Raw genomic sequence first — 21,362 nt, 5'->3', positions numbered from 1 at the left:
ACTGACGTTCTAAATAATTTACAAGGTATGTTTGTATCGTTATTTGCGTTAGTGCAGTGCGATGATTGAGGTAATTTTGGATGTCATCTGGGAATACTTGGGAACGTTCGTCAGTCTAGAATAAAAGTGCAGTCAAGCGAGCTTGTAAAATGCCTTCCCCGTTTCCCGGTATGGACCCTTATCTTGAAGGCTACCTGTGGAGTGACGTACACAACGCCCTTGCTAGTAAAATTCGTACCTTCCTCGTCCCACAGTTGCGTCCCAAATATGCTGCACGGCTGGAAGTATATGTTGTGGAAGATATTTCTCCTGCAAGTGAAATTGGTATTTTGTACCCAGATGTCGAGGTATTGCAGATAAAACAACGCCGCGATATAACTCCAACTACCCCCACATCAAATATTGCCACAACCCCCGCACCACTGACGCTTCCAGTTATCCAACCTGTTGAAGTCCGCATTCCTACAGTCGAAATTCGGGATACAGCCAACAATGTACTTATAAGCTGTATCGAAATCCTTTCCCCCGTAAACAAACGCGAACCAGGTTTAGCCGACTACCGTAAGAAACGCCAGCGTTTATATAATGCCAACGTCCATCTAATTGAAATAGACTTGCTGCGTCGGGGAAATCGACCATTTAACCATCCCCGCCTTCCAGATGTTCCCTACTTAATTACCTTAACGCGGGCTGGGTCTGGAGTAATCGAGGTGTGGCCTGTGACCTTACAAGATACTCTCCCAACGATACCTGTTCCCCTCTGTGAAGGCGAAAGAGATGCTGTACTGGAGTTGCAAGCAGTGCTGAATGCTATCTATGACGAAGCTGGGTATGATTTATCGATAGACTACACCCAACCTCCACCACCACCAGCATTGAGTGATGCGGATATCGATTGGATGTATACGTTTCGATCAATCTGATCACCTATGATATAGTTGGTCATTTTCATACATGGTGGTGAAATTTTTCATCGGGACTGCTCTGCGGTAACGCTTCCGCGTCACTTGCTTCCCTAAAAGGGTACTGCGGCTTTCAATCCAACCCCAACTGCTTCTTCAACGCCAAAGGTACATTCAGGGCAGTTCCTAAACCCCGAACGCCTTCCCATTGCTGCTTTTCACCCCAGTTTGTAGCTTCTAAGTTGGCTTCAGTTACATCTGTATCATCAAGAATGGTGTAGCTAAGATTAGCTTCCGTTAAGTCTGCACCATTAAGCATTGCACCACTAAGATTACTACCACTCAAATTGGCATTATTGAGGTTAGCAAAACTCAGGTCAGTACCCAATAGTACCGCATCACTAAGGTCTGCACCACTCAAATCAGCTTCGCTCAGAATACTACCACTCAAATCAGCATCGTTGAGAACTACCCGACTCAGGTCAACACCACTCAGGTCTGCACCTAAAAACATTGCACCGTTGAGTTGAGCATCGTTAAGTTTAGCCCCGTTGAGTTTGGCATAACTGAGGTCTGCGGCCATGAGACTGGCTGCACTCAAGTTAGTGCTGAACAGAATTGTGTCACTGAGGTTCGTACCATTCAAAACTGCACCAGATAAATCAGCACCAGATAAATCAGCGCGACAAAGGTCAGCGTGGTTGAGGTTAACATTTTTGAGGTTAGCATCGCTGAGATTTGCACCGAAAAGAACGGCGTTGGCTAGGTTGGCACTGATAAGTTCAGCATCTCTGAGGTTAGCACCACTCAGGTTAGCGTGAGATAGTTCAGCATTATTGATCTGGCAACTGCTGAGGTCAGCACGGCTTAATTCGGTACGATCAAGGTTAGCACTTGTAAGGTTAGCACCTGTGAGGTTCGCACTGCTGAGGTCTGCATTAATTAGGTTAGCACCTGTGAGGTTTGCGCCACTGAGGTTGGTATCACCTAGGTTTGCGCCTGCTAGGTTAGCATCTTGAAAGTTGGCACCAGTTAGGTTTGCATCACCCAAATATGCACCTGAGAGATTTGCGCCCCTAAAATTAACTCCTGTGAGATTGGCATCACCCAGGTATGCACCCCTAAAGTTAGCACCTTGGAGAAATTCCCCGACGATATTACTAAAGTTACCAATTTCAATGGCATCACTATAGTTAATCACCCGCAGCAGTTGGGATGTGAAAAAGCTGTCTGTATCTGGTTGACTGGAGGGATAAAAGTTGATGTGATGCCGTAGTTCCTCTTGCGTTTGAGCGTAAAAATGTAATTTCAGCAGTAAAATTAATACGTTTAATCCTGTATATATATCTACTTGTCTCAGCCCGATCGCCTGATTCTGTGCTATCGTCTCTATCAATTTTCGCTGAGGTAAGTTATCACCAGGTGGTGCGTCAATAAATTCTCCCCGACACCAACGTACATAAAAACCTTCTAAACGCTGAAAAAGTAGTAGTGGTTGCCAGCGATTTTCAGTGATGAGCAAATCCATCAACTTTTCCACTATTTCTGATGTCAATGCACCATTGCCTAATAAGTTGTAAATTTTTGCATAAAGTTGGCGATCGCTGACATTAAACTCGCTACCTTCCTCTGATTCTGTCCATAATTCTAAGTTTGTTTGTAACTGTTGCAATAAAATATCTTTTTGTAAATTATCTTGATGAAAGGATATCTTTTTATCTGCTTTCTGGAACTTTTTTCTGAGAGGTAAAAATGCTGTAGATTCCAAATGCTTCTTTATCGGTCTATCTTCTGACCTTGTGCCTTTTACGTAATTTTGTAAAAGTTTCCAAACCTGAGGTAATTGTGACATATTTGTATCCATTAATACTGATTATTTTTCAATATCAAGATTGTCTAGAAAAATTTATGTTTGAGATGGCTTTTTGAATTTCTCGATAAGCTTGTATAAAATATATCCAGCTAATTAAGTGTGGCAATTTATTAACCTAAACAGGTATTTTTCTCTTAGCAAAACTAAATTTTTAACCTGAAAATTAGGTCATTTTCTAGAAAAACTAGTCATTTTCAAGTATTTTGACTAAGATATGATATTTAGAATGGGCAGCTTTACGAAACTGTGATCAAAATAACACGTAATGTTTGCTACAGAGACTATTGTTAGGAAAAATACTACACCACAAGAAAACAACCAGATTAAAAATGATTGTTAAAAATGAACTGATTAGCTACTTGTGGCTAATTGGGTAGTTACAAGTATTGACAATAAGTAGAAATACTTTAATTAATAAAAATTAATTGATTATCCTGATCAAGGATTAACTAAATGAATACTTTGAGCTTTTATCTAATTTTGTTGCCTAGTTTGTTGTTCACCATCACAACAGCTAATGCCAAATCAATAACGCATAGTCCAGCGCGTCAAACATCGCATGATAGGCAAAAAACCAACATAGCGGGTAAGTTACAAGCGCAACTCAACCAACAAACTCATCTATATAAAAGTACCAAAATATCTGCGTCTATTCCTTCAAATATACACCCCCAAACCCAACTTACATCAAAAAAACTAGTTCCTGATACTCTCAAACTATCCCCTCAATCGTTGGTACAGATACCGGGGCAGGTATGGGTAATTGATCAACAGCAACAGGTAAAAAGCCAGTTGTTTTATTGGCTAGTTAAAGATACTAAACAATCATGGCAGCAACCATTATTAAAGGCTGGTAAACCTACAGATAAGTCAGCAAAGCAACCTGCGACAAGAACTAAGCCAGATAAAAAAGATGATTTAGAAGAATTTAGCGAAATCACCAAAGATACTGAAAAATTAGACGGGTTATTTACCTTATATCGCCATCAAGAAAAAAATAAAATTTATCTAGAAATCAAGCCAGAACAACTCAATAAAAACTACTTAGCTACTACCACACTAGAATCTGGTATTGGTGAAAAGGGAATTTATAGTGGGATGCCACTGCAAGATTTTTTGTTTTATTTTCAACGACTGGATAATAAATTAAATTTTGTGGTGCGTAATGTTAATTTTCGCACGCGTGAAGGCGATCCCCAAGCGCGATCGCGCACCAGGTCTTTTAGTGATTCCATTCTCTACTCCATAGCCATTAAAAGCATTCATCCCCAACGCAAAACTTTACTGATTGACTTAGGTGACTTACTACTAACAGACTTGGCAGGATTAGCTTTTAGTATAGGTATTGCTCCCAACACAGAAAAATCATATTTTGGTAACGCTAAAGCCTTTCCCCAAAACCTAGAAGTTGAATCGGTGTTGAACTTTTTCAGTAGTAGTGCTAAAGAAATTGAAATGCTAGGTTTAAGATCCATACCTGATAACCGTGCTTTTACCCTCCGGGTTCACTACAGTCTCTCACAATTACCAAACAATAATTATCGTCCCCGATTAGCTGACGAACGTGTTGGGTATTTTATTACTGCCTACCAAGATTTATCAAGCGACGATCGCGATGATACCTTTGTCCGCTACATTAATCGCTGGCATCTAGAAAAACAAAACCCCGAAGCACCCATATCTCGGCCTAAAAAACCGATTGTGTTCTGGATTGATAACGCCGTACCGTTAAAGTACCGCGATGCTGTTAAAGAAGGGGTGCTGATGTGGAATCAAGCCTTTTTCAAAGCCGGATTTAAGGATGCAATTGAAGTCCGGCAAATGCCAGATAATGCCACTTGGGATCCTGCTGATATCCGCTACAATACAATTCGCTGGATTAACACCGTGGATGGTTATTTTGCGATGGGGCCATCCCGTGTTAACCCATTAACAGGGGAAATCTTGGATGCAGATATCTTAGTAGATGCCAGCTTTGTTCGCTTCCTCAGAGGTCAATATGAACAGCTGATACAACCCAATCAAACCCCAACCCGTACTTCCTTATCAGAATTAATCCGCGATCGCCGTCTGTGTAACAATAATCTCACTACAACCAATAAAGACCAGGCAAATCATCTCTTGCAGCGATTATCCTTATTAGCAAGTAAATATGATGTTTGCTACGGCATAGAAGCAGCCAATCAATTTGCTTATGGTTCTTTGGCGATGTCACTCTTGGCAGATAAACCACCCAGCCAAGAACAAGTACAACAATACGTCCATGAATATTTACGTTTAATTATTGCTCATGAAGTTGGTCATACTCTTGGTTTACGTCATAACTTCCGGGGGAGCAATTTCCTAGCACCAGAAGAAATGAATAATCAAGAGATTACCAGTACCAAAGGTTTGACAACTTCGGTGATGGATTACATTCCACCCAATATTGCTCCCCAAGGGACAAAGCAGGGAGATTATTTCCCCAATATAGTTGGGCTTTATGATCAGTGGGCAATTCAGTATGGCTACACCCCAACTCAAGCCAGAACCCCCATCGCTGAAAAGCCAATACTGCAAGAAATTGCCAACCAATCTTATCAGCCTGAGTTGAGTTACGCCACCGATGAAGATGTATATAACCTTGATCCCACTGCCGATGCTTGGGACTATAGTAATAACGTACTAGTTTATTCCCAGGCGCAACTCAATAATTTACAGGTAATGTGGGAACGTCTCAATCAGCGTTACCCACTGGCGGGGGATAGCTACAGTGATGTCAGATACAGGTTCAATAGTATTATTAGTAACTACTTTGATAATATTTTTTACACTACAAAATACATTGGTGGGCAATCTTTTTATCGAATGCAGGCTAGAGAAATCTCATCTAGTCAGCCAGAGAATCAACCACAGCGATTACCATTTACACAAGTACCAGTAGAAAAACAAAGGCAAGCTTTAAAAACCCTGCAAAAGTATGTCTTTGCTGAAGATGCGTTGAATTTTCCCCCAGATTTACTGAATAAATTAGCACCTTCCAGGTGGCTGCATTGGGGCAAGTATCCCCAAGTTGGGCGTTTAGATTATCCCATCCATGACTTAACATTGCTATTGCAAAGTGCAGTATTAAGGGACTTACTTTCAGGTAGTCGTCTCTCACTCATGAAGGATATCGAAATCAAAAGCCCACCAGACAAAGCACTGACTTTACCAGAATTATTTGATACTTTGCAAACTGGCATTTGGACAGAGGTATTACAACCAAAGGATGGAAAGCTAAAAATCACGAGTTTCCGACGCGGTTTACAAAGGGAATATCTCGACATTTTGATTGGCATGGTATTACGCCGAGAATATGTCCCAGAAGATGCCCGCTCCCTTGCTTGGTATCAACTTAAGCAATTAAATGAAAAATTAGCCCAAATGAATACTAATGACGAATATACCAAAGCCCATTTACTAGAAACTCGCGATCGCATTGAAAAAGCCTTGAATGCCCCATTGCAAAGCAATTAAGATGGAAATTGGGCATTGGGCATTGAAAAACTAGACTTATTGCTCCCCTCTCTGCACCGGAGAGGGGTTGGGGGAGAGGTCAAAAACGTTAATTAACCAACACTATTTACCAATTTCTCCCCTTTCAACATCCGCACGGCGGCTTCTAGTAAAGCTTCTTCTAAGTAGGGTTTAGTAAAGTAGCCGCTAGCACCTAGCTGAATCGCCATTTGTCTATGCTTATCCGCACCCCGTGAGGTGAGCATAGCAATAGGTAGGTGGTTGAGATTCGAGTCTTTTTGAATGCGTGATAGCAATTCCAGACCGTCGCAACGGGGCATTTCAATATCACAGAAGACAATATCACAAGGCAATCCGGAACGGAGTTTGTCCCAAGCTTCCTGACCATCTCGCGCCTGTTCCACTCTATACCCGGCTTTATTAAAGGTGAGAGATAGCAATTCTCGGACTGTAATTGAGTCATCAACAATAAGTACAGTCGGATCAATCTTCTCAGGTAAAGGTTCTGGCAGACTGGGAGGAACGGCTTGTTGCCAAAGAGTATTGCCATTATGTTTGGACATCCTTCCTTGAAAGATGTCAATTAGCTCTAATACGTCAGCAATAGGCATGATGCGACCATCACCCAAGACTGTAGCACCAGCCACACCAATGGGTTTCGGTGCTGGACTTTCAAATTGCTTGATCACAATTTCCTGCTCACTCAACACTAGGTCAATCTGGAGAGCCAACAGGTTATTTCCCGATCGCACGACGACGACGGAAATCATATCATCATCTCTGTTACCGCCGTAAACACTACCGCGACTGAGTTGACGATTGAAGGTTAATAGTTCCTTGAGGGGACGGAATGGTAGGATTGTATCGCGCCAGTAAATAAATGATTGTCCATCGGCATTTTTTTGGATATTTTTGCTAGGAATATCTAGAGTATCCTCAACACCATCCATCGGGAAGGCAATCCTCGCTTTATCAGAAACACAACACAGAGCCTTACAAATACTTAAGGTGAGTGGCAAACGAATAGTAAAAGTTGTGCCTTTACCGAGAGTAGAGTCTGTATTGACTATGCCGCGAATCTCGCTAATTTCCGAGCGTACCACATCCATTCCGACACCACGACCAGAAATTTCATCGGCTTCATCCTTGGTACTAAACCCGGCTTGGAATAATAGGTCATAGATTTCCAGGCGGGAAATAGTTTTTGCCTGTGCTGGTGTGATTATGCCTCGCTTCACTGCTAAGGGTTTAATCTTTTCTGTATCAATACCAGCCCCGTCATCACCCACAGAAATCACAGTTTGATTACCTTGGTGGAAAGCGCGGATAGTAATAATTCCCACAGGTGCTTTACCCGCAGCTTGTCTGATATCTGGTGTTTCAATCCCATGAGCGATCGCATTGTTGAGCATATGCGTCAACGGGTCGGTGAGATGATCCAAAATCATCTTGTCAATTAAGGTATCACCACCTTCAATCATCAACTCAACTTGTTTACCACATTTGATGGCATTGTCCCGCACGCCGCGCCGCAAGCGATCAATTGTTTGGGAGAAGGGAACCATGCGAGCGCGTGTAAGTCCTTCTTGTAACTGAGTTGTTACCTGACGGAACTGTCGTGCTACTCTCTCGGTTTCTTCTGTCACAAAATCAATGTCACTAGCCGACTCACGTACTCTGACAATCAATTCAATCATTTCTTGAGAGAGTGTATGGAAGGGAGTAAAGCGATCCATTTCTAATTCGCTAAAACCCCGATCAGCATTGGAGTCATGAATGATTAAGGGAATTTCCCTAGTTTTGCGACTAGCTAACAAAGATGCTTCCAATAGCGATCGCTCATACAATTCTTGCATTCTCGCTCCCACATCTGAGAGCTGTTGCACCTGAACTAGTAAATTATCTAGGGACTGTCGCAACCTTTCGTGATCCTGCTCCAAGGTGTTGCGATTAACTACCAATTCACCCACCAAGTTATTCATATCGTCCAGCTGCTTGACTGGAACTTTCATTGTTTCTTCAAATTTCGCCTGACGACGAATAGAAGAACGTTGAAGTTTTGCTGTAGTCTGTTTTACTGATGTTGACTGAGATATAGTTTGATCGGCTTCTGCTAGCAATTTTTCTAGATCACTAAATTCATCTTTTAGGACTGGAAATGAAACTTGTTTGCTAGTAGTTGGGGTAAATTTTGGTGTAGCAGGTGTAATTACTGCTGGTTGCTTTTCCTCTAGTGTTGTTTGACTATTTTCCTCACCCAGCAATGCCTCTAGATCCGCAAAGTCATCTTCTTGTATAGAACTAACATCATTACTTGGTGATAATTCTAATTCTAGTAATGCTTCTAAATCAGCAAACTCATCTTGGCTATTGGTGTCTGTTTCTAGTGGTAATACAACAGTATTTGTGTCTTCAATATCTGCTGTGATTTCATTGAGTATTAACTCACAGCTAGTTTCTGAATTTTCATTAGTTAACTCGCTGCTAATACCTGTTAACTGAAACTCTATCGCCAACTCTCCAAAATCTAAGTCGCCAGTTTCTTCCAATATTGACTCTAACGACTGCTCACTCAATTCCAGGCGATCGCTCTCCCCAAAGTCTAAGTCCCCAGTTTCCTCAGATATCGACTCTAACGACTGCTCACTCAATTCCAGGCGATCGCTCTTTGTGAAGTCTTGAATAGTCGTCTGTGTCAACTCCCCAAAATCTAAGTCGCCAGTTTCCTCAGATATTGACTCTAACGACTGCTCACCCAATTCCAGGCGATCGCTCTCTCCAAAATGTAAGTCGCCAGTTTCTTCCAATATTGACTCTAGCGACTGCTCACCCAATTCCAGGCGATCGCTCTGTGCAAAGTCTTGAATAGTTGTCTGTGTCAACTCCCCAAAATCTAAGTCGCCGGTTTCCTCAGATATTGACTCTAACGACTGTTCATCCAGTTCCAGGCGATCATTCTCCGTGAAGTCTTGAATAGTTGTCTGTGTCAATTCCCCAAAATCTAAGTCGCCGGTTTCTTCCGATATTGACTCTAACGACTGTTCATCCAGTTCCAGGCGATCGCTCTGTGCAAAGTCTGGAACTGTCGTCTGTGTCAACTCCCCAAAATCTAAGTCCCCAGTTTCTTCCGATATTGACTCTAACAACTGTTCATCCAATTCCAGGCGATCGCTCTCCGTGAAGTCTTGAATAGTCGTCTGTGTCAACTCACTATCGGTTGTCACCAGTAAATATTCAGCAAAGTCTAATTCGCTAGTTTCTTCACCTGCTGAATCTAAAATTTTACTATCATTACTAGTGACATCTTCGATGACAATATCTGTTAATTGACTGATTGGAATAGCCCATTCTTCCAGATTATTTGTTGGTAGCTCATTTGTTATTGCTAGTAAATTATCAGTCAAACTAAATTCACTATGTTCATCAGTATCTAAAAGCTCGCCATCTCCTTCTACACCTATAGAAATGTTAGCTGAAACTTCTAAATTTTCTTCCTCTGATAAACTTAAATTAGTTGTTGAAGCAAACAAATCATCATCCGTATTATCTGTATTTCCCAATGATTTTTCAGCATCGTTTTCGTCGTTGTCATTGAATAAATCAACGGCGAATGCTGCAAATGATAGTTGAGCATCCACAGACGATGTTTCTGGTAGCTGATTAGTAAATTCCGGTATAAAATCTAAAGTTTCTGGGGTTTGTGATAATTCTTGTATTTCTGCGGCATAAATTTTGCGATCGCCCACACTAGGAGTAGTGATAGAGTCATTGCTTGCTAACTCTGCAAACAAATTCTCATCAGTATCGGATTCTAATATTAAATCTAACTCCTCTTCTGACTGGAAAAAAGTTGTATTCAAGTCTTCCAAATCAAAATTTTCTAACCCAGAATTTATAGACTCTTCACTATCGCGGAAAATTTCACCAGACTCCGCCGCAGCAAATAAACTTTCCTGTAACTCTTTCGCTATATCATTCTCAACCACAGAATCTAATAATTCATCTGTTTTTATTGGCGTTTCTTGGTTACAAAACTCACCCAAATCTTCTTCAGGGGCGACAAATTCAAAAACAGTTATAGGCTGTTCATCAAATAAATTACTACTTTCTAGTTCACCTGTAGATACTTGGGGATTTTCATCTAAACCCTCAAATAGATTATTTAACCTTAAATCTTCTGTTAAACCATTTAGATTTTTTATAGGATGCTGATGAAGTTTAACTTCCTCTAAGGTATTTGTATTTAAATCTTGCTCTAGGAATAAATCATCGAAGCTATTTGATGATTTGTTGATTTCTGCAAAACTACTAGCAGGTTCATTCTCTAGTTGATTTATTGCACTAGTTGAAAACGTAGTTTGATCATCTGTTATGTTCAAAAACTCTTCTAAAATATCAGGGAATTCCTGTATTTCAGTAGTATGTATATTTTCTTGAATTATTTCACTAGTGTTATTAACATTCTCTGGTAATTTCTCTTTATCAGCGAGACTATCACCAAATAATAAACCTAAATTCTCTATTTTATCTGTACTAGTTGAAGATTGATTAGCATTGCCATCAAGTGACAGAAAATCTGCTAAATCGCTATCAATGTCTTGAATAATAGTTTCGTTGATTTCTACTTCTATTTCACTATTATCTCGATTTTCTATAATTTCCTCGTGCTGCCAAGTTTCATCTAGTTCTTGTGTTTCACCTTCAAATAAATCAGCCAAGGTATTTAACTCAGCTAATCCTACCTCTGGCCCATGATTGTCCATATTTGCAGCATGAACAAATGGACGCTCTTGACTTTCCAAGAACAGATTAGTGTTAATGTCGTGTTCAGCCGCAGTTTTTTCCGTAGTTACTTGAGTATCTGTCTGGAGATCAAGTTGCTCAGAGACCTCATTTAAACTAGTTATGCTATCTGTTGGCAATTCCTCAGTTTTTGCAGACAATACTTCATGAATATTGTTGTAAGATTTGCTAGATGCTGGTGCAGTTAATGATTGTGTCACCGCAGATGGTACATCGCCTAGTAAATCTTGAGATACTTCGAGCAATGCAGTTTCTGGAAAACCCCAAAGAGATTCTAATTGCTGGCTAATTGTGATCTCAAGTTCTCTACCTTGCAGCACTAACTCTTGAGCTTTTTTAATTTCAGTGATGACAATCTTAGCTAAAGTGAGATAGCTATTTTCAGAATTACCAATAGCGGTAGCTGCGGCTTTACTCAAATTACACCAATTAGGCAAATTCCAAGTTTGACCTAGTTTGACTAACTGGTTACAGCATTGTTGAAGATTTTGACGAGATTCTGGTGTTGCTTTCTGCTTAAACAGTTGCAACATTTCCCGCAGTGTTTGTAGCACGTGGGTTTGAAACTCACCCCAATGATCGTTTGCTGTTGTTGTGACTGGTGTACTAGGTTCTTGATATTTTGCCGTGTTTTCTGTGGGAGTCGGTACATCCTGCCGGAAAAATATTTCTGTGAGTGTTGTTACACTGTCTGTTGACATTGGTTGGCCGAAAGTAGATGTCTCTACTGTGCCAGTACCACCTTGTTGCACTAATAGTTCCAGATGCTGATTTAGCCATTGAAATACAGGCTCTGTCTCTGACATCAAGGTATTAGCCGTTTCTTCTGATAAACCAAAGGGTGCGCTTAACTGCTCTAAAAGTGCTTTGAGGGTATCAGACACTCCCAGAAATAAAGACTCTAGTTTTTGGTCAACCTGAATTGGATTCTCTTTAAGAACTTTGAAACAATCTTCCAGACGATGGGAGGTATGCTGAATGCTAGTCAGTCCTAGCATTGCCGCACCACCTTTAATGGAGTGAGCCGCCCGAAAAACTTCGTTAATCAGTTCCGGGTCGTTCAAGGTACTTTGAAGATTGAGTAACCCTTGCTCAATAGTGTTGAGGTGGTCTCTAGCTTCTTCAATAAAGTAACCTAATATCCTCTGTTGTTGTTCCGGCAGCATAGTTTTTTAGTCAATAGTCAATAGTCAATAGTCATGAGTTATCAGTCATTAGTCATCAGTCATTAGTCATTAGCCAATTATGTAAACTTTGAACTTGGACTTGGGACTATTGACTAATTACCTTGTTTCCATAGTTTCCACGCGGAAACGTTCTACGGAAGAAATCAAGTCGCGGGACACACCGACTAAATTTTGCAGTGCGCCGGAAACTCGTTGTGCTTCTTGGGACGTTTCTTGGGCTGTGAGTTCTACAGATTGCATTACGTGAGCGACGGCACGGGAGGTTTCCGTTTGTTCTACGGTATCGCTGGTAATTGAGCGCACTAGGCTATCAATGCGATTTGCCACTTGGATGATATTTTCAAGCGATCGCTTGGCTTCTTCTGCCAGTTTTGTGCCTTTAATTACCTGTTGTGTACCTTCTTCCATTGCGGTCATAACTGAGCCGGTTTCGCTTTGGATTTGCATGACGATTTGCTCAATTTCTTTTAAGGATTTGGCTGATTTATCTGCCAACTGCCGGACTTCATCTGCCACAATTGCAAATCCGCGTCCAGCTTCTCCTGCCCGTGCTGCTTCAATACTGGCGTTAAGTGCTAGTAAGTTAGTACGGGAGGCAATCTGAGAAATTAACGCCACAATCTTAGAAATTTCCTGGGAAGATTCTGCTAGTCGTTTCACCTTGCGGGTAGTTTCAGCGACAGTTTCCCGAATTTCTAAAATCCCCGCCACGGTGTTTTCTACTGCTTCACCACCTTTGAGAGCGATCGCACTAGCATCACGGGCTACAGCTTCCGCTTCCCGTGCTGCTTCTGCCACCCGTTGAATTGAGTCAGTCATCACCTGCACAGAATTTAAGGTGACAGCCAACTCTTCGGCTTGGCGCAAAGCATCGCTAGACAGTGCTGTAGCAAAGGTTTCGGAGTTAGTTGCACCTTTTGTCACTTCTTTAGCCGCGACTGTCACCTGTTGTACGATATCCCGCAGGTTTTGGATTGTCAGGTTAAAGGCATCAGCAACTGCTCCCAATACGTCGGCTGTCACTTCTGCCTGTACGGTTAAATCTCCTCTCGCTGCCCCTTCCACATCGTCCAAGAGACGAATTACTTGGCGTTGCAGGTTTTCTTTGGCTTCTTCTTGTTCATCAGCTTTGCGTTGGGCTTCATGGGTGGTAGTAAAAATTACCCGCGCCATTTCGTTAAAACCAGCTGATAATTGCCCCAGTTCATCTTCGGAATACACCGTAGCTTGCACATTCAGGTTGCCTTGACGCACAGCATCAAATTGCGCTTGCAAATCCTTGGTAGTGCGGCGAACTTGTTTGAGGGTCAAAGTACCCATAAATGCAGCTGTAGCAAAACCTGTAATCCCTGCTGCTAGTGACATTGCCCAACCAGTATTCCGCACTGTTTCCCGTTGCTGGGGTGGAGAAAAGCTGGTGGATGTAAAGCTGACTGTTGCTACTACCAAAGCTGAGAAAATACCCACAGTTCCAGCTACTAACCAAGGTTTTGTGTCTAGGTTAGCGTTTTCTAATGGGGCTAACCAACCTTGTTCGACGTTGACTTGAGGTTCTACTGTCGCAACATCTGTTTGGGTAAAGATTGGTACTGACTCTTGAGAACCAGTGATGCTAAATAGTTCTTCATCGCGATCGTCGCTACTAGCATTGCTGGTAGGTTCTACAACTTTATTTTGGGGAATGCTACCAATTTCTGTGGAACTGGAAAGCATCACATCACTAAAGCTAGAATCTGCATCTGATAAGTCAAACCCAGGAATATTTCCTAAATCATCAAACTCATCAAAGTCGTCTAGAAATTCTATATTACTCTTGGAATTGTCTTTATTGAGGATGCTATTTGTATCCTCATCATCCGTCATACTTTCTGAACCAAAAGCTGATTCAAATGCTTCAAAATCGAAACTTTCATCGACATCAAAGCTTTGAATCTCTTGTTTAGCTACCTCTGGATACGGCTTTTCTGCTAAAGCAAAATTGCCATTCACTTTGGAAGGAGTATCTAATAATTCCTCTTGTTCAGCTATTGTTTGTAACCAGTTACTTGATTCAGATTGAGAGCTATAATTTTCATCACCACTTAGAGGCGTCTCCGATGGTATAGAGCTATTATTTATTTCCTCCTTACCCGATGCTAAATCCTCAATTAATTGGCTCTTACTGCTCAATTCCGAATCTAAAGGATTTGCTTCTTCCGCCTCTTCACTTTGGAGGAATTCAGCAGCCGTATATTGTCCATTCAGGTTGTTTGGTGTCTCAAATTTCCCAAATGGTGAATCAATACTATTGTCATTATCAATTGGGGAATCTGTACCAATGTCTAAAAAATTAGGCTCAATTTGTAGCTGTTCAAAGCTATCTTCTGAGGAATCTTCTTCCCAGAAAACAGGTAAATCTAATTCTCCAGAATCTTCTTTATCGGTAGTATTTAATCCTTGCTCACTTGATTGCTCATTCAGAGCAAAAGGATCATCACTCAAAGGTAGTGTAGATTCTGACGCTGGTGACAATGAAAAACTATTTGTGGGAATTTCAAATGGATTATCCAACGCAATCTCTGCTGTATTGACCATTGCTTGGTTAGTTTCCAAGTCATCCAAATCAAAGCTATTGATATCAAAGTTATCTACTGTTCCTAAATCTTCTAATTCTGATGTTTCAAGTTCTAGTAAATCAGATGTACTTGTCAGATCAATTGCTTCTTGATGGTCAACTTGCTCTGCTATAAGCTTTTGATATTGGCTGATATTTTCTAAACTCTTGTGCGCGGCACTAATAAGTTCTAAGTCATCAGTCAACTGCAAAACTTTTTGATATTCTACTTCGGCTATATCGTATTGCTGCAAAACATAGTAGATGTGACCCCGCAATAAATGGGAGTTAGGGTCATCTGGGACATTTTGCACCACCTTATCAACTAAAGTAGCGGCAACTTCATAATTTTGTTGCGCGTAGGCTGTATAAGCCTGTTGATATGTTTCAAGGTAATCTTCTATACTTGCTGCCATTTCCTCCCTCCCAATTTCATCCTGCCCACCGCGCACTCCGCAAAATTGCCATTTGATCAAGTAGTCTTAGACACTGATTATTTTTAGGTTCTAATAACCACTCTCCACGCAAAAAGGGAGTCATGGTATCCGGTATGTTGGTAGGTGGCATCAGATTTTGTACATCTAGCCAATCCATACCACCAATTGCATCTACAGCTAAACCGACAATAGTGTCCTGTTCTTGCACCGCAATTACCGGAATCTCTGCTTTATCTGTGTTTAACGGAGTTACTTCCCCTAGAAACTGACCTAAATCAGCTACCCAAATTACTCGACCTCGTAGATTTAGAGTACCCAAAAGTAAAGGAGAAGCATTAGGAATCGGGGTAATTCTGTCAGGACTTAGTTCCATCACTTCTCGGATACCAGTTGCGGGTAGTGCAAACTCCTGATGCGAAGGAATGTAAAACCGCAAATGTAACTCACCTTCAGGACTTTCTACTTGTAATTCAGGACGAAAGTGATCTTGACCACCACCATTTAAAAAGTCCGGTTTGCTAACCATGTTGTATTCATCCTTATCCTCGCAGCAGTTGTTTGACTGTTCCCACCAACTCGGTTGGTTGAAACGGTTTAGCTATGTAAGCATCCGCCCCTTGTTTCATGCCCCAGTAGCGGTCAAATTCTTCACCTTTAGAAGAACACATGACGACGGGAACATTTTGGGTTTTGGGGTCGGACTTTAATCGACGGCAAACTTCGTAGCCATTCATTCGGGGCATGACAATATCCAAAACCACCAGGTCAGGGGGTTCAGTTTGAATTGCCTCTAATGCTTCTAGTCCGTCAGTGGCATGGGTGACTGTTAAACCACTGGCTTTCAGGAGGTCTGTAATCATCTCCCTTTGTGCAAGACTGTCTTCCACAATCAGAACTGTACTCATAAATGGCTATCTACCTCCTGGTGTAGACGTTCCTCTCTGGAACATTCCCTGATCTCCCCGCAAATAATTAGTGTATAAATTAAGTCTAAAATTTTACGAAGTTTACTGGATAATAACTTTAGTCTGAGAGTTGGTTGATTCTGTGATAACATCTTTTACCCCATCGTCTATGGGATCAGCAAGTATTGTATTGAGTTTATTTCGCTACACCAGATCAGATATTGATGTATTTCTGGATCAGCATGAGTAATTCTGCATCATTAAAAGGTTTTGTTAACAAATCTGTTGCCCCGATCATTTTCACCTTAACTTGATCTATAAATTTATCTTTACTAGTCATCATAATCATCGGTATATACCGAAATGCTTGGGATTGTCGCAGCATCGCGCACATCTCATAACCATTTAATTCCGGCATAGCCATTTCACATAAAACTAGATTTGGCTGGAGTTGAAAAATGAGACTGATTGCTTCTAAGGAACTAGTTAGGGTAATTACCTCCGGTATTGCTGCGTATCCTTGTGGCTGCAAAATAGACTCTACAATCTCCCCAGTGGTCTTGCTTTGGTCAATACATAATATCTTCATCTTTTGTTTATGGCTCACTTGCGCCTGGGAGTTTGTAGTTTTTGGATATGTTAGTTTGAGCCAACCCTGCTGTATATATGGATATATTGTCTTGGCAAGCGTCAAAATATCGCGATCGAGATAACGACTGAGTTGACGTAGGGATGTTTGACCATCTGCCCATTGCTTGAGTTTATTAACTGTAGTTGTTGGTAGTGAGGAGTGTAAATGAACTGTTTGGGCGAGTATCGGTAATTGTTCTGGAGATTGAATGTATGGATACAGCTGCTTCCACTCTTGTAATTGTTGGGTAATTTTAGCCATTAAAGGCGCAATCTCCCAGCTAGTTAATCGTGGTGCTAGTGCTGTATCCTGATAAAAAATAAAACGACCCCTTTGTAAACTCAGCAAGTCAAACAGTGTCTCACAAACCAAGCGATAGATGAGAACGCGTGCTTTTTCAGGGTTGACAATATTTTTCTCTAGAAGCATCCAAAGGTAGCCATATTCTGAAGCATTTTCTACACTTAACAAGTCTATTTGCTGTTCATCTAGGGATAATTCCCCACGATGGTGACGTAAGTAATCGTTAATTCGTGACAAATTATTATTCCCTTCTTGGCAATAAATAATTTGACCATTGTGGAAAAAGATGTACCAAGCTTTGTGTTCACATTCTTTAGATACTTTACCCTGATAGTGAAAACTGTAACTTTCTATTAAAAGTTGCCCAGTTCGCTGTCCTAGTTCAATTAATTGCAGGATGCTGCGAATATCAATTTCCTGTAAATTTCCCTGCATTTAGTTCTAAGTAGCTCCTCTTGATGCAGTTAATATTAGCCGATAAATAAAGTTATTTCTTTCACCTTGTTGTACTAGTTTTGATCAGGGAATCCATTCAGCTATAAACCGTAAATTTTCTTAATAGTCTTTGACAAAGTTAGTGATAACACGGAAGTCATCGTAACTGTCATCAGTACAAAATATAAAAACGCGACCAAATCGCTTCTATAAAATATCAGGACGCAAAATTCAGCGTCTATAAATAGTTTTGTTTGTTTTGTTTTTCCCAATTTTAGGTGAATAAGACAAGTTAGCAGAATTATATAAGGTATATTTTCTAACAAATACAAGAAGTACCAAGAGGACTAGCGGTGTGCTGTATTTAGCAGAAGTACAAAAGCAGAAAGGCGGCTTACTGGGTGGTAGTTCCAAAACCGAACTGAAACTGCTAGCTTGTCAGCGAACCGACCAGAATTGGAGTCCTGTGTCGGAAGAAGTCATAGCTGCGGAAGAAGCTAGCAAATTAAATGATGGCGCATTAGTGCTGGTAGAAGTGACTCCAAATCGCCAAGTGCAGAGAATTCAAGAGGCTGGTAGGCCTCTCGTGAATATTTTGCAAAATTTTTCTCGTCAGCTAGAAAAATATAAGCTCAAGGAAGACGAAATCGATCAATGGAAGGAATCGCTGACATTTCAGGCGCAAGAGTTAAATCGCCGTGAAATGGACATGGAAGTGCGATTAGAACAGTTGCAAAACATGGAAGAGGAATTTCAAGGCTTAGAATCACAACAACAGGAAGTGGAGACATCCCGCGCACAAATTGAACAGTTGCAAGCAGAAATTGAGCGCAATCGAGAAGAATTAGAAGGTGCTTGGGAGCATCTACGGGGTGAGCAGCATCGCTTAGAGGAGCGTCTCCAAGAGGGAGGAGTATTAGACGAAGCGCAAGGTCACAAGATGAGCGAGTTACTTGATCGGTTGTCTAGTCGTGTTGCTCCGATAGAAACACTGCGTGAGCATCTCCACATAGCTTTTGAACTAGTCGAAAAGCAACAAGCTACTCTCTCCCCCCATTGGGAAAAATTTACACAAGAAAAAACCATAGCGGATCAACAGCAACAAGAAGTTGAGCAACTACAGCAAACTTATAGCGATCGCCAAAACGCATGGGAACAAGCTCAAAATACTCTAGAGCAACAAATCGGCCAATTTAAAGTAAATACGTCTACTCTTGCCAGTAAGCAAGAACACATTCACTTAATTAAACAGCAGTTGCAATCTCAAGATGAGTTATACCAACAACTTTACTCTTTAGCGGCAACTTCTGGTTGCACATTTCCGGGTCAAAAAATTGATGTGCAGGCTCTAGAAAATATTTCTCTAGGTGAACTGCAAAGGACAATACAAGATTTATTAGAAAAGTTAGAAATAGACTCTAGCTTTGTTCATGATCAAGAACAAGAACTTAAATATAAACAAGAAACCATAGAAGAACTGCAAAGTAAGATTAATCAAGCATCTGGTCAGGATTTAGTCAATTTGCAAACAGAACTTGCAGATGAACAAGACCTTTATCAGATGCTAAACGAAACTTTGGTGGGACAAAGACGCAATCTGTTAATGCGGCAACAGATGATCAAGCAACACCAAAATATCCTACTACGGCGACAAGGGCAGACAGTTACTAATGCTGAAGAAGAAAACAGCATGGACTTTAGCCCGATTCTTTCGCAAATGGAACAACAGAAGCAACAACAGTTACAAGAATTACAGAAATTGGCACGTGAAATTGAGCAAATGCGTGCTGCGCTGGAACTAGACCAAGGAATGATTGATAATCAAACCCACGACCTCCAACAACAGCAGCAAGAACTGAAAAAAATGGAAGACAATCTACGTTCTCTACGGACGGCTAATGCTGAATCCTGGGGTCGGGTAAATCTCTATCAAGAAGCACTACAGCCTATTCAAGATTCCTTAGATGAATTACGACGAAAGCTACAAAGCATCGGCGAATCTTTGGGTCAAATTCAAGAAACTGGTGATTATCAACTCCAAACTATTACTGAAATTCGTCACACTATCGGCAGTTTACTATCTCAGCCGGAGTTGGTAGCTTCTTAGGGAGTTATAAGTGTTGAGTTATGAGTAGTGAGTAGTGAGTAGTGAGTTGTCAGCTTCAGGTTTAGACCTTTACTCGGTACTCACTACTTAGCACTATTTTAAATAGATCCAGTCATCTTGGACTTGAGCGATCGCACCACCGGGAAAAGGATCGGTTTGCGATCGATTGGGGGCTGCAATTAAGGCTGTTAATTTCTCGATATGTTCAAAATTAGGAGCGTCAGGAAGTATTTGTTGTAACACTTGACGCATCACTCGCCGTTGCAGTGCTAATGGTGCTTTTTGCAATACCCTACGGTTTAAGCGTAAAAGAAAAGAAGACAACGCATAACTTTCTAAGTTGTCTGTCACCTGTTCCCTGTCACCTGTCACCTCTTCCCGCAACTTCTGGGCGGCTTGTTCTAAATATTCCACTTCTGCTTGTAGTAATTCAGCCGTTTGGGCTATGGCTAGTTCAGCTTGGGGGTTAAAGTTTTGTTGTAAATAGGGGATTAGTTCTTGACGGATGCGGTTGCGGGCGTATTTTAAATCTTGATTGGTGGAATCTTCCCAGACTGACAAGTTAAACTCTTGACAGAATTGCTCTGTTTGTTTGCGGGTGACTTCTAACAGAGGACGTACTAACACAATATGATCAGTGAGGGGACGTTGCCAAGTTAGAGCTTGCAAACCATCAGCACCAGTCCCGCGAATTAAGTTGTAAAGGAGAGTTTCGGCGCGATCGCTGGCGGTGTGACCGGTGACTATATATTGGTAATTATTAGCTTGCGCAATCGCAATTAAAGCTTGATAACGCCAATTGCGAGCCTCCGCCTCACTATTTACGGATTTAATAGCTGTTTCTAAATAAAAAGATACACCCCAGTTTTTAGCTAAAGTTTCTACGTGCTGGGCATTAGCTTGAGAATCTTCACGCCAGCAATGATCACAGTGGGCAATACCTAAATCCCATTCCCATTTAGTTTGTAAATCTAACAATAATTTAAATAAGCACAGAGAATCTTGCCCACCTGAAACCGCTACTAAAAGCTTTTTTTGACGGTCAAATAGGTGGCGCGATCGGATGGTGCGATGTGTTTTTGCGTGTAGAGTAGTCCATACCATTGGGGAATTTTTCAGATGTTAATCTGATGATTTTTGTATGGAATATTACCATACTGATTCCTTGGCAATTTGTTGGAGTTGTTGATGAATTTCGTAAATTTCATCTAATGGTGAATCAGGTTCATCAGGACAAAATTCTAAAGCCAGTCTAACTTTTCCTTTAATCCATCCCTGGGCTGTAAATTTCAAAACTTCGCAATTTAAGCCTTGCGTATATAAATTTGCTTCTGATGTCTCTTCTGCACCAATATATTCTTTAATAGCTGTAATCAAATCTCGGACTTTAAAAGTTTTAGCAATATCTAATTTATTGAAGGTGTCTGGTTCTATGGTGACAACTTCATCATGATTCAGGATCTCAAATCCATCTGTCATAAAAATCTCCTGCAACTAAATTTATAATTTCGACCGATATAGTAGTTCATCCGTAATAAAATTCTATTTTTATATCCACTAGATTTAGCTCTTTATATTCAAAATAATCGCTAAAGCTTGGCTGATTCCTTGTATTGTCTCTTCAGACACAGTTCCCAATACGGTTCAGTTAAGGCTCAAAGTGATGTAAAGTAGGCATTGTTGCCAAG

General features: G+C 41.0%; 11 protein-coding genes. 3 read left to right on the top strand and 8 right to left on the bottom strand.

Translation table 11 applies throughout. From position 1 onward, the window contains the following. Window positions 1-149 precede the first annotated feature (149 nt). Window positions 150-923 (top strand): DUF4058 family protein, encoded by a 774-nt coding sequence (locus ACM0OR_RS23355; protein WP_414578950.1) that lies wholly within the window; start codon window positions 150-152, stop codon window positions 921-923. Between the two features lie 112 nt (window positions 924-1,035). On the opposite strand, the gene ACM0OR_RS23350 is transcribed toward ACM0OR_RS23355, so the two are convergent. Next, the gene (locus ACM0OR_RS23350; RefSeq protein WP_414578949.1) at window positions 1,036-2,754 is read right to left on the bottom strand and encodes a pentapeptide repeat-containing protein; all 1,719 of its coding nucleotides are present in this window, start codon (window positions 2,752-2,754) and stop codon (window positions 1,036-1,038) included. A 474-nt stretch (window positions 2,755-3,228) separates the two neighbouring features. Between ACM0OR_RS23350 and ACM0OR_RS23345 the strand changes: the two genes are divergently transcribed. Beyond that, a complete protein-coding gene (locus ACM0OR_RS23345) occupies window positions 3,229-6,273 on the top strand; it encodes a zinc-dependent metalloprotease (protein WP_414578948.1) in 3,045 nt (1,014 codons plus the stop codon). A gap of 92 nt (window positions 6,274-6,365) precedes the next feature. Here ACM0OR_RS23345 and ACM0OR_RS23340 read toward each other — a convergent pair whose 3' ends face one another. From ACM0OR_RS23340 to ACM0OR_RS23320, 5 genes are all read right to left on the bottom strand, one after another. Next, a complete protein-coding gene (locus ACM0OR_RS23340; RefSeq protein WP_414578947.1) occupies window positions 6,366-12,242 on the bottom strand; it encodes a response regulator in 5,877 nt (1,958 codons plus the stop codon). Between the two features lie 117 nt (window positions 12,243-12,359). Beyond that, window positions 12,360-15,272 (bottom strand): methyl-accepting chemotaxis protein, encoded by a 2,913-nt coding sequence (locus ACM0OR_RS23335; RefSeq protein WP_414578946.1) that lies wholly within the window; start codon window positions 15,270-15,272, stop codon window positions 12,360-12,362. A 16-nt stretch (window positions 15,273-15,288) separates the two neighbouring features. After that, entirely contained in the window at window positions 15,289-15,819 is a 531-nt protein-coding gene (locus ACM0OR_RS23330; RefSeq protein ID WP_414578945.1) for a chemotaxis protein CheW, read from the bottom strand. A gap of 13 nt (window positions 15,820-15,832) precedes the next feature. Beyond that, on the bottom strand, window positions 15,833-16,198 hold the full coding sequence (locus ACM0OR_RS23325; RefSeq protein WP_015139860.1) for a response regulator transcription factor: 366 nt from the start codon (window positions 16,196-16,198) through the stop codon (window positions 15,833-15,835). 214 nt (window positions 16,199-16,412) lie between these two features. Continuing rightward, window positions 16,413-17,567 (bottom strand): DUF4388 domain-containing protein, encoded by a 1,155-nt coding sequence (locus ACM0OR_RS23320; protein ID WP_414578944.1) that lies wholly within the window; start codon window positions 17,565-17,567, stop codon window positions 16,413-16,415. Window positions 17,568-17,922: 355 nt separating this feature from the next. Here ACM0OR_RS23320 and hmpF point away from each other — a divergent pair, with 355 nt between their 5' ends. Then, the gene (gene hmpF / locus ACM0OR_RS23315; protein WP_414578943.1) at window positions 17,923-19,674 is read left to right on the top strand and encodes a pilus motility taxis protein HmpF; all 1,752 of its coding nucleotides are present in this window, start codon (window positions 17,923-17,925) and stop codon (window positions 19,672-19,674) included. Between the two features lie 93 nt (window positions 19,675-19,767). Here hmpF and tilS read toward each other — a convergent pair whose 3' ends face one another. Both tilS and ACM0OR_RS23305 read right to left on the bottom strand, forming a co-directional pair. After that, a complete protein-coding gene (gene tilS, locus ACM0OR_RS23310) occupies window positions 19,768-20,778 on the bottom strand; it encodes a tRNA lysidine(34) synthetase TilS (RefSeq protein ID WP_414578942.1) in 1,011 nt (336 codons plus the stop codon). A gap of 45 nt (window positions 20,779-20,823) precedes the next feature. Next, entirely contained in the window at window positions 20,824-21,153 is a 330-nt protein-coding gene (locus ACM0OR_RS23305; RefSeq protein ID WP_414578941.1) for a KGK domain-containing protein, read from the bottom strand. Window positions 21,154-21,362 lie beyond the last annotated feature (209 nt).

The organism is Anabaena sp. CCY 9402-a (assembly GCF_963920945.1).
Lineage (GTDB): Bacteria > Cyanobacteriota > Cyanobacteriia > Cyanobacteriales > Nostocaceae > Trichormus > Trichormus minutissimus.
The sequence above is the reverse complement of the archived record's forward strand: the minus strand, read 5'-3'. Positions and strand labels throughout refer to the sequence as shown.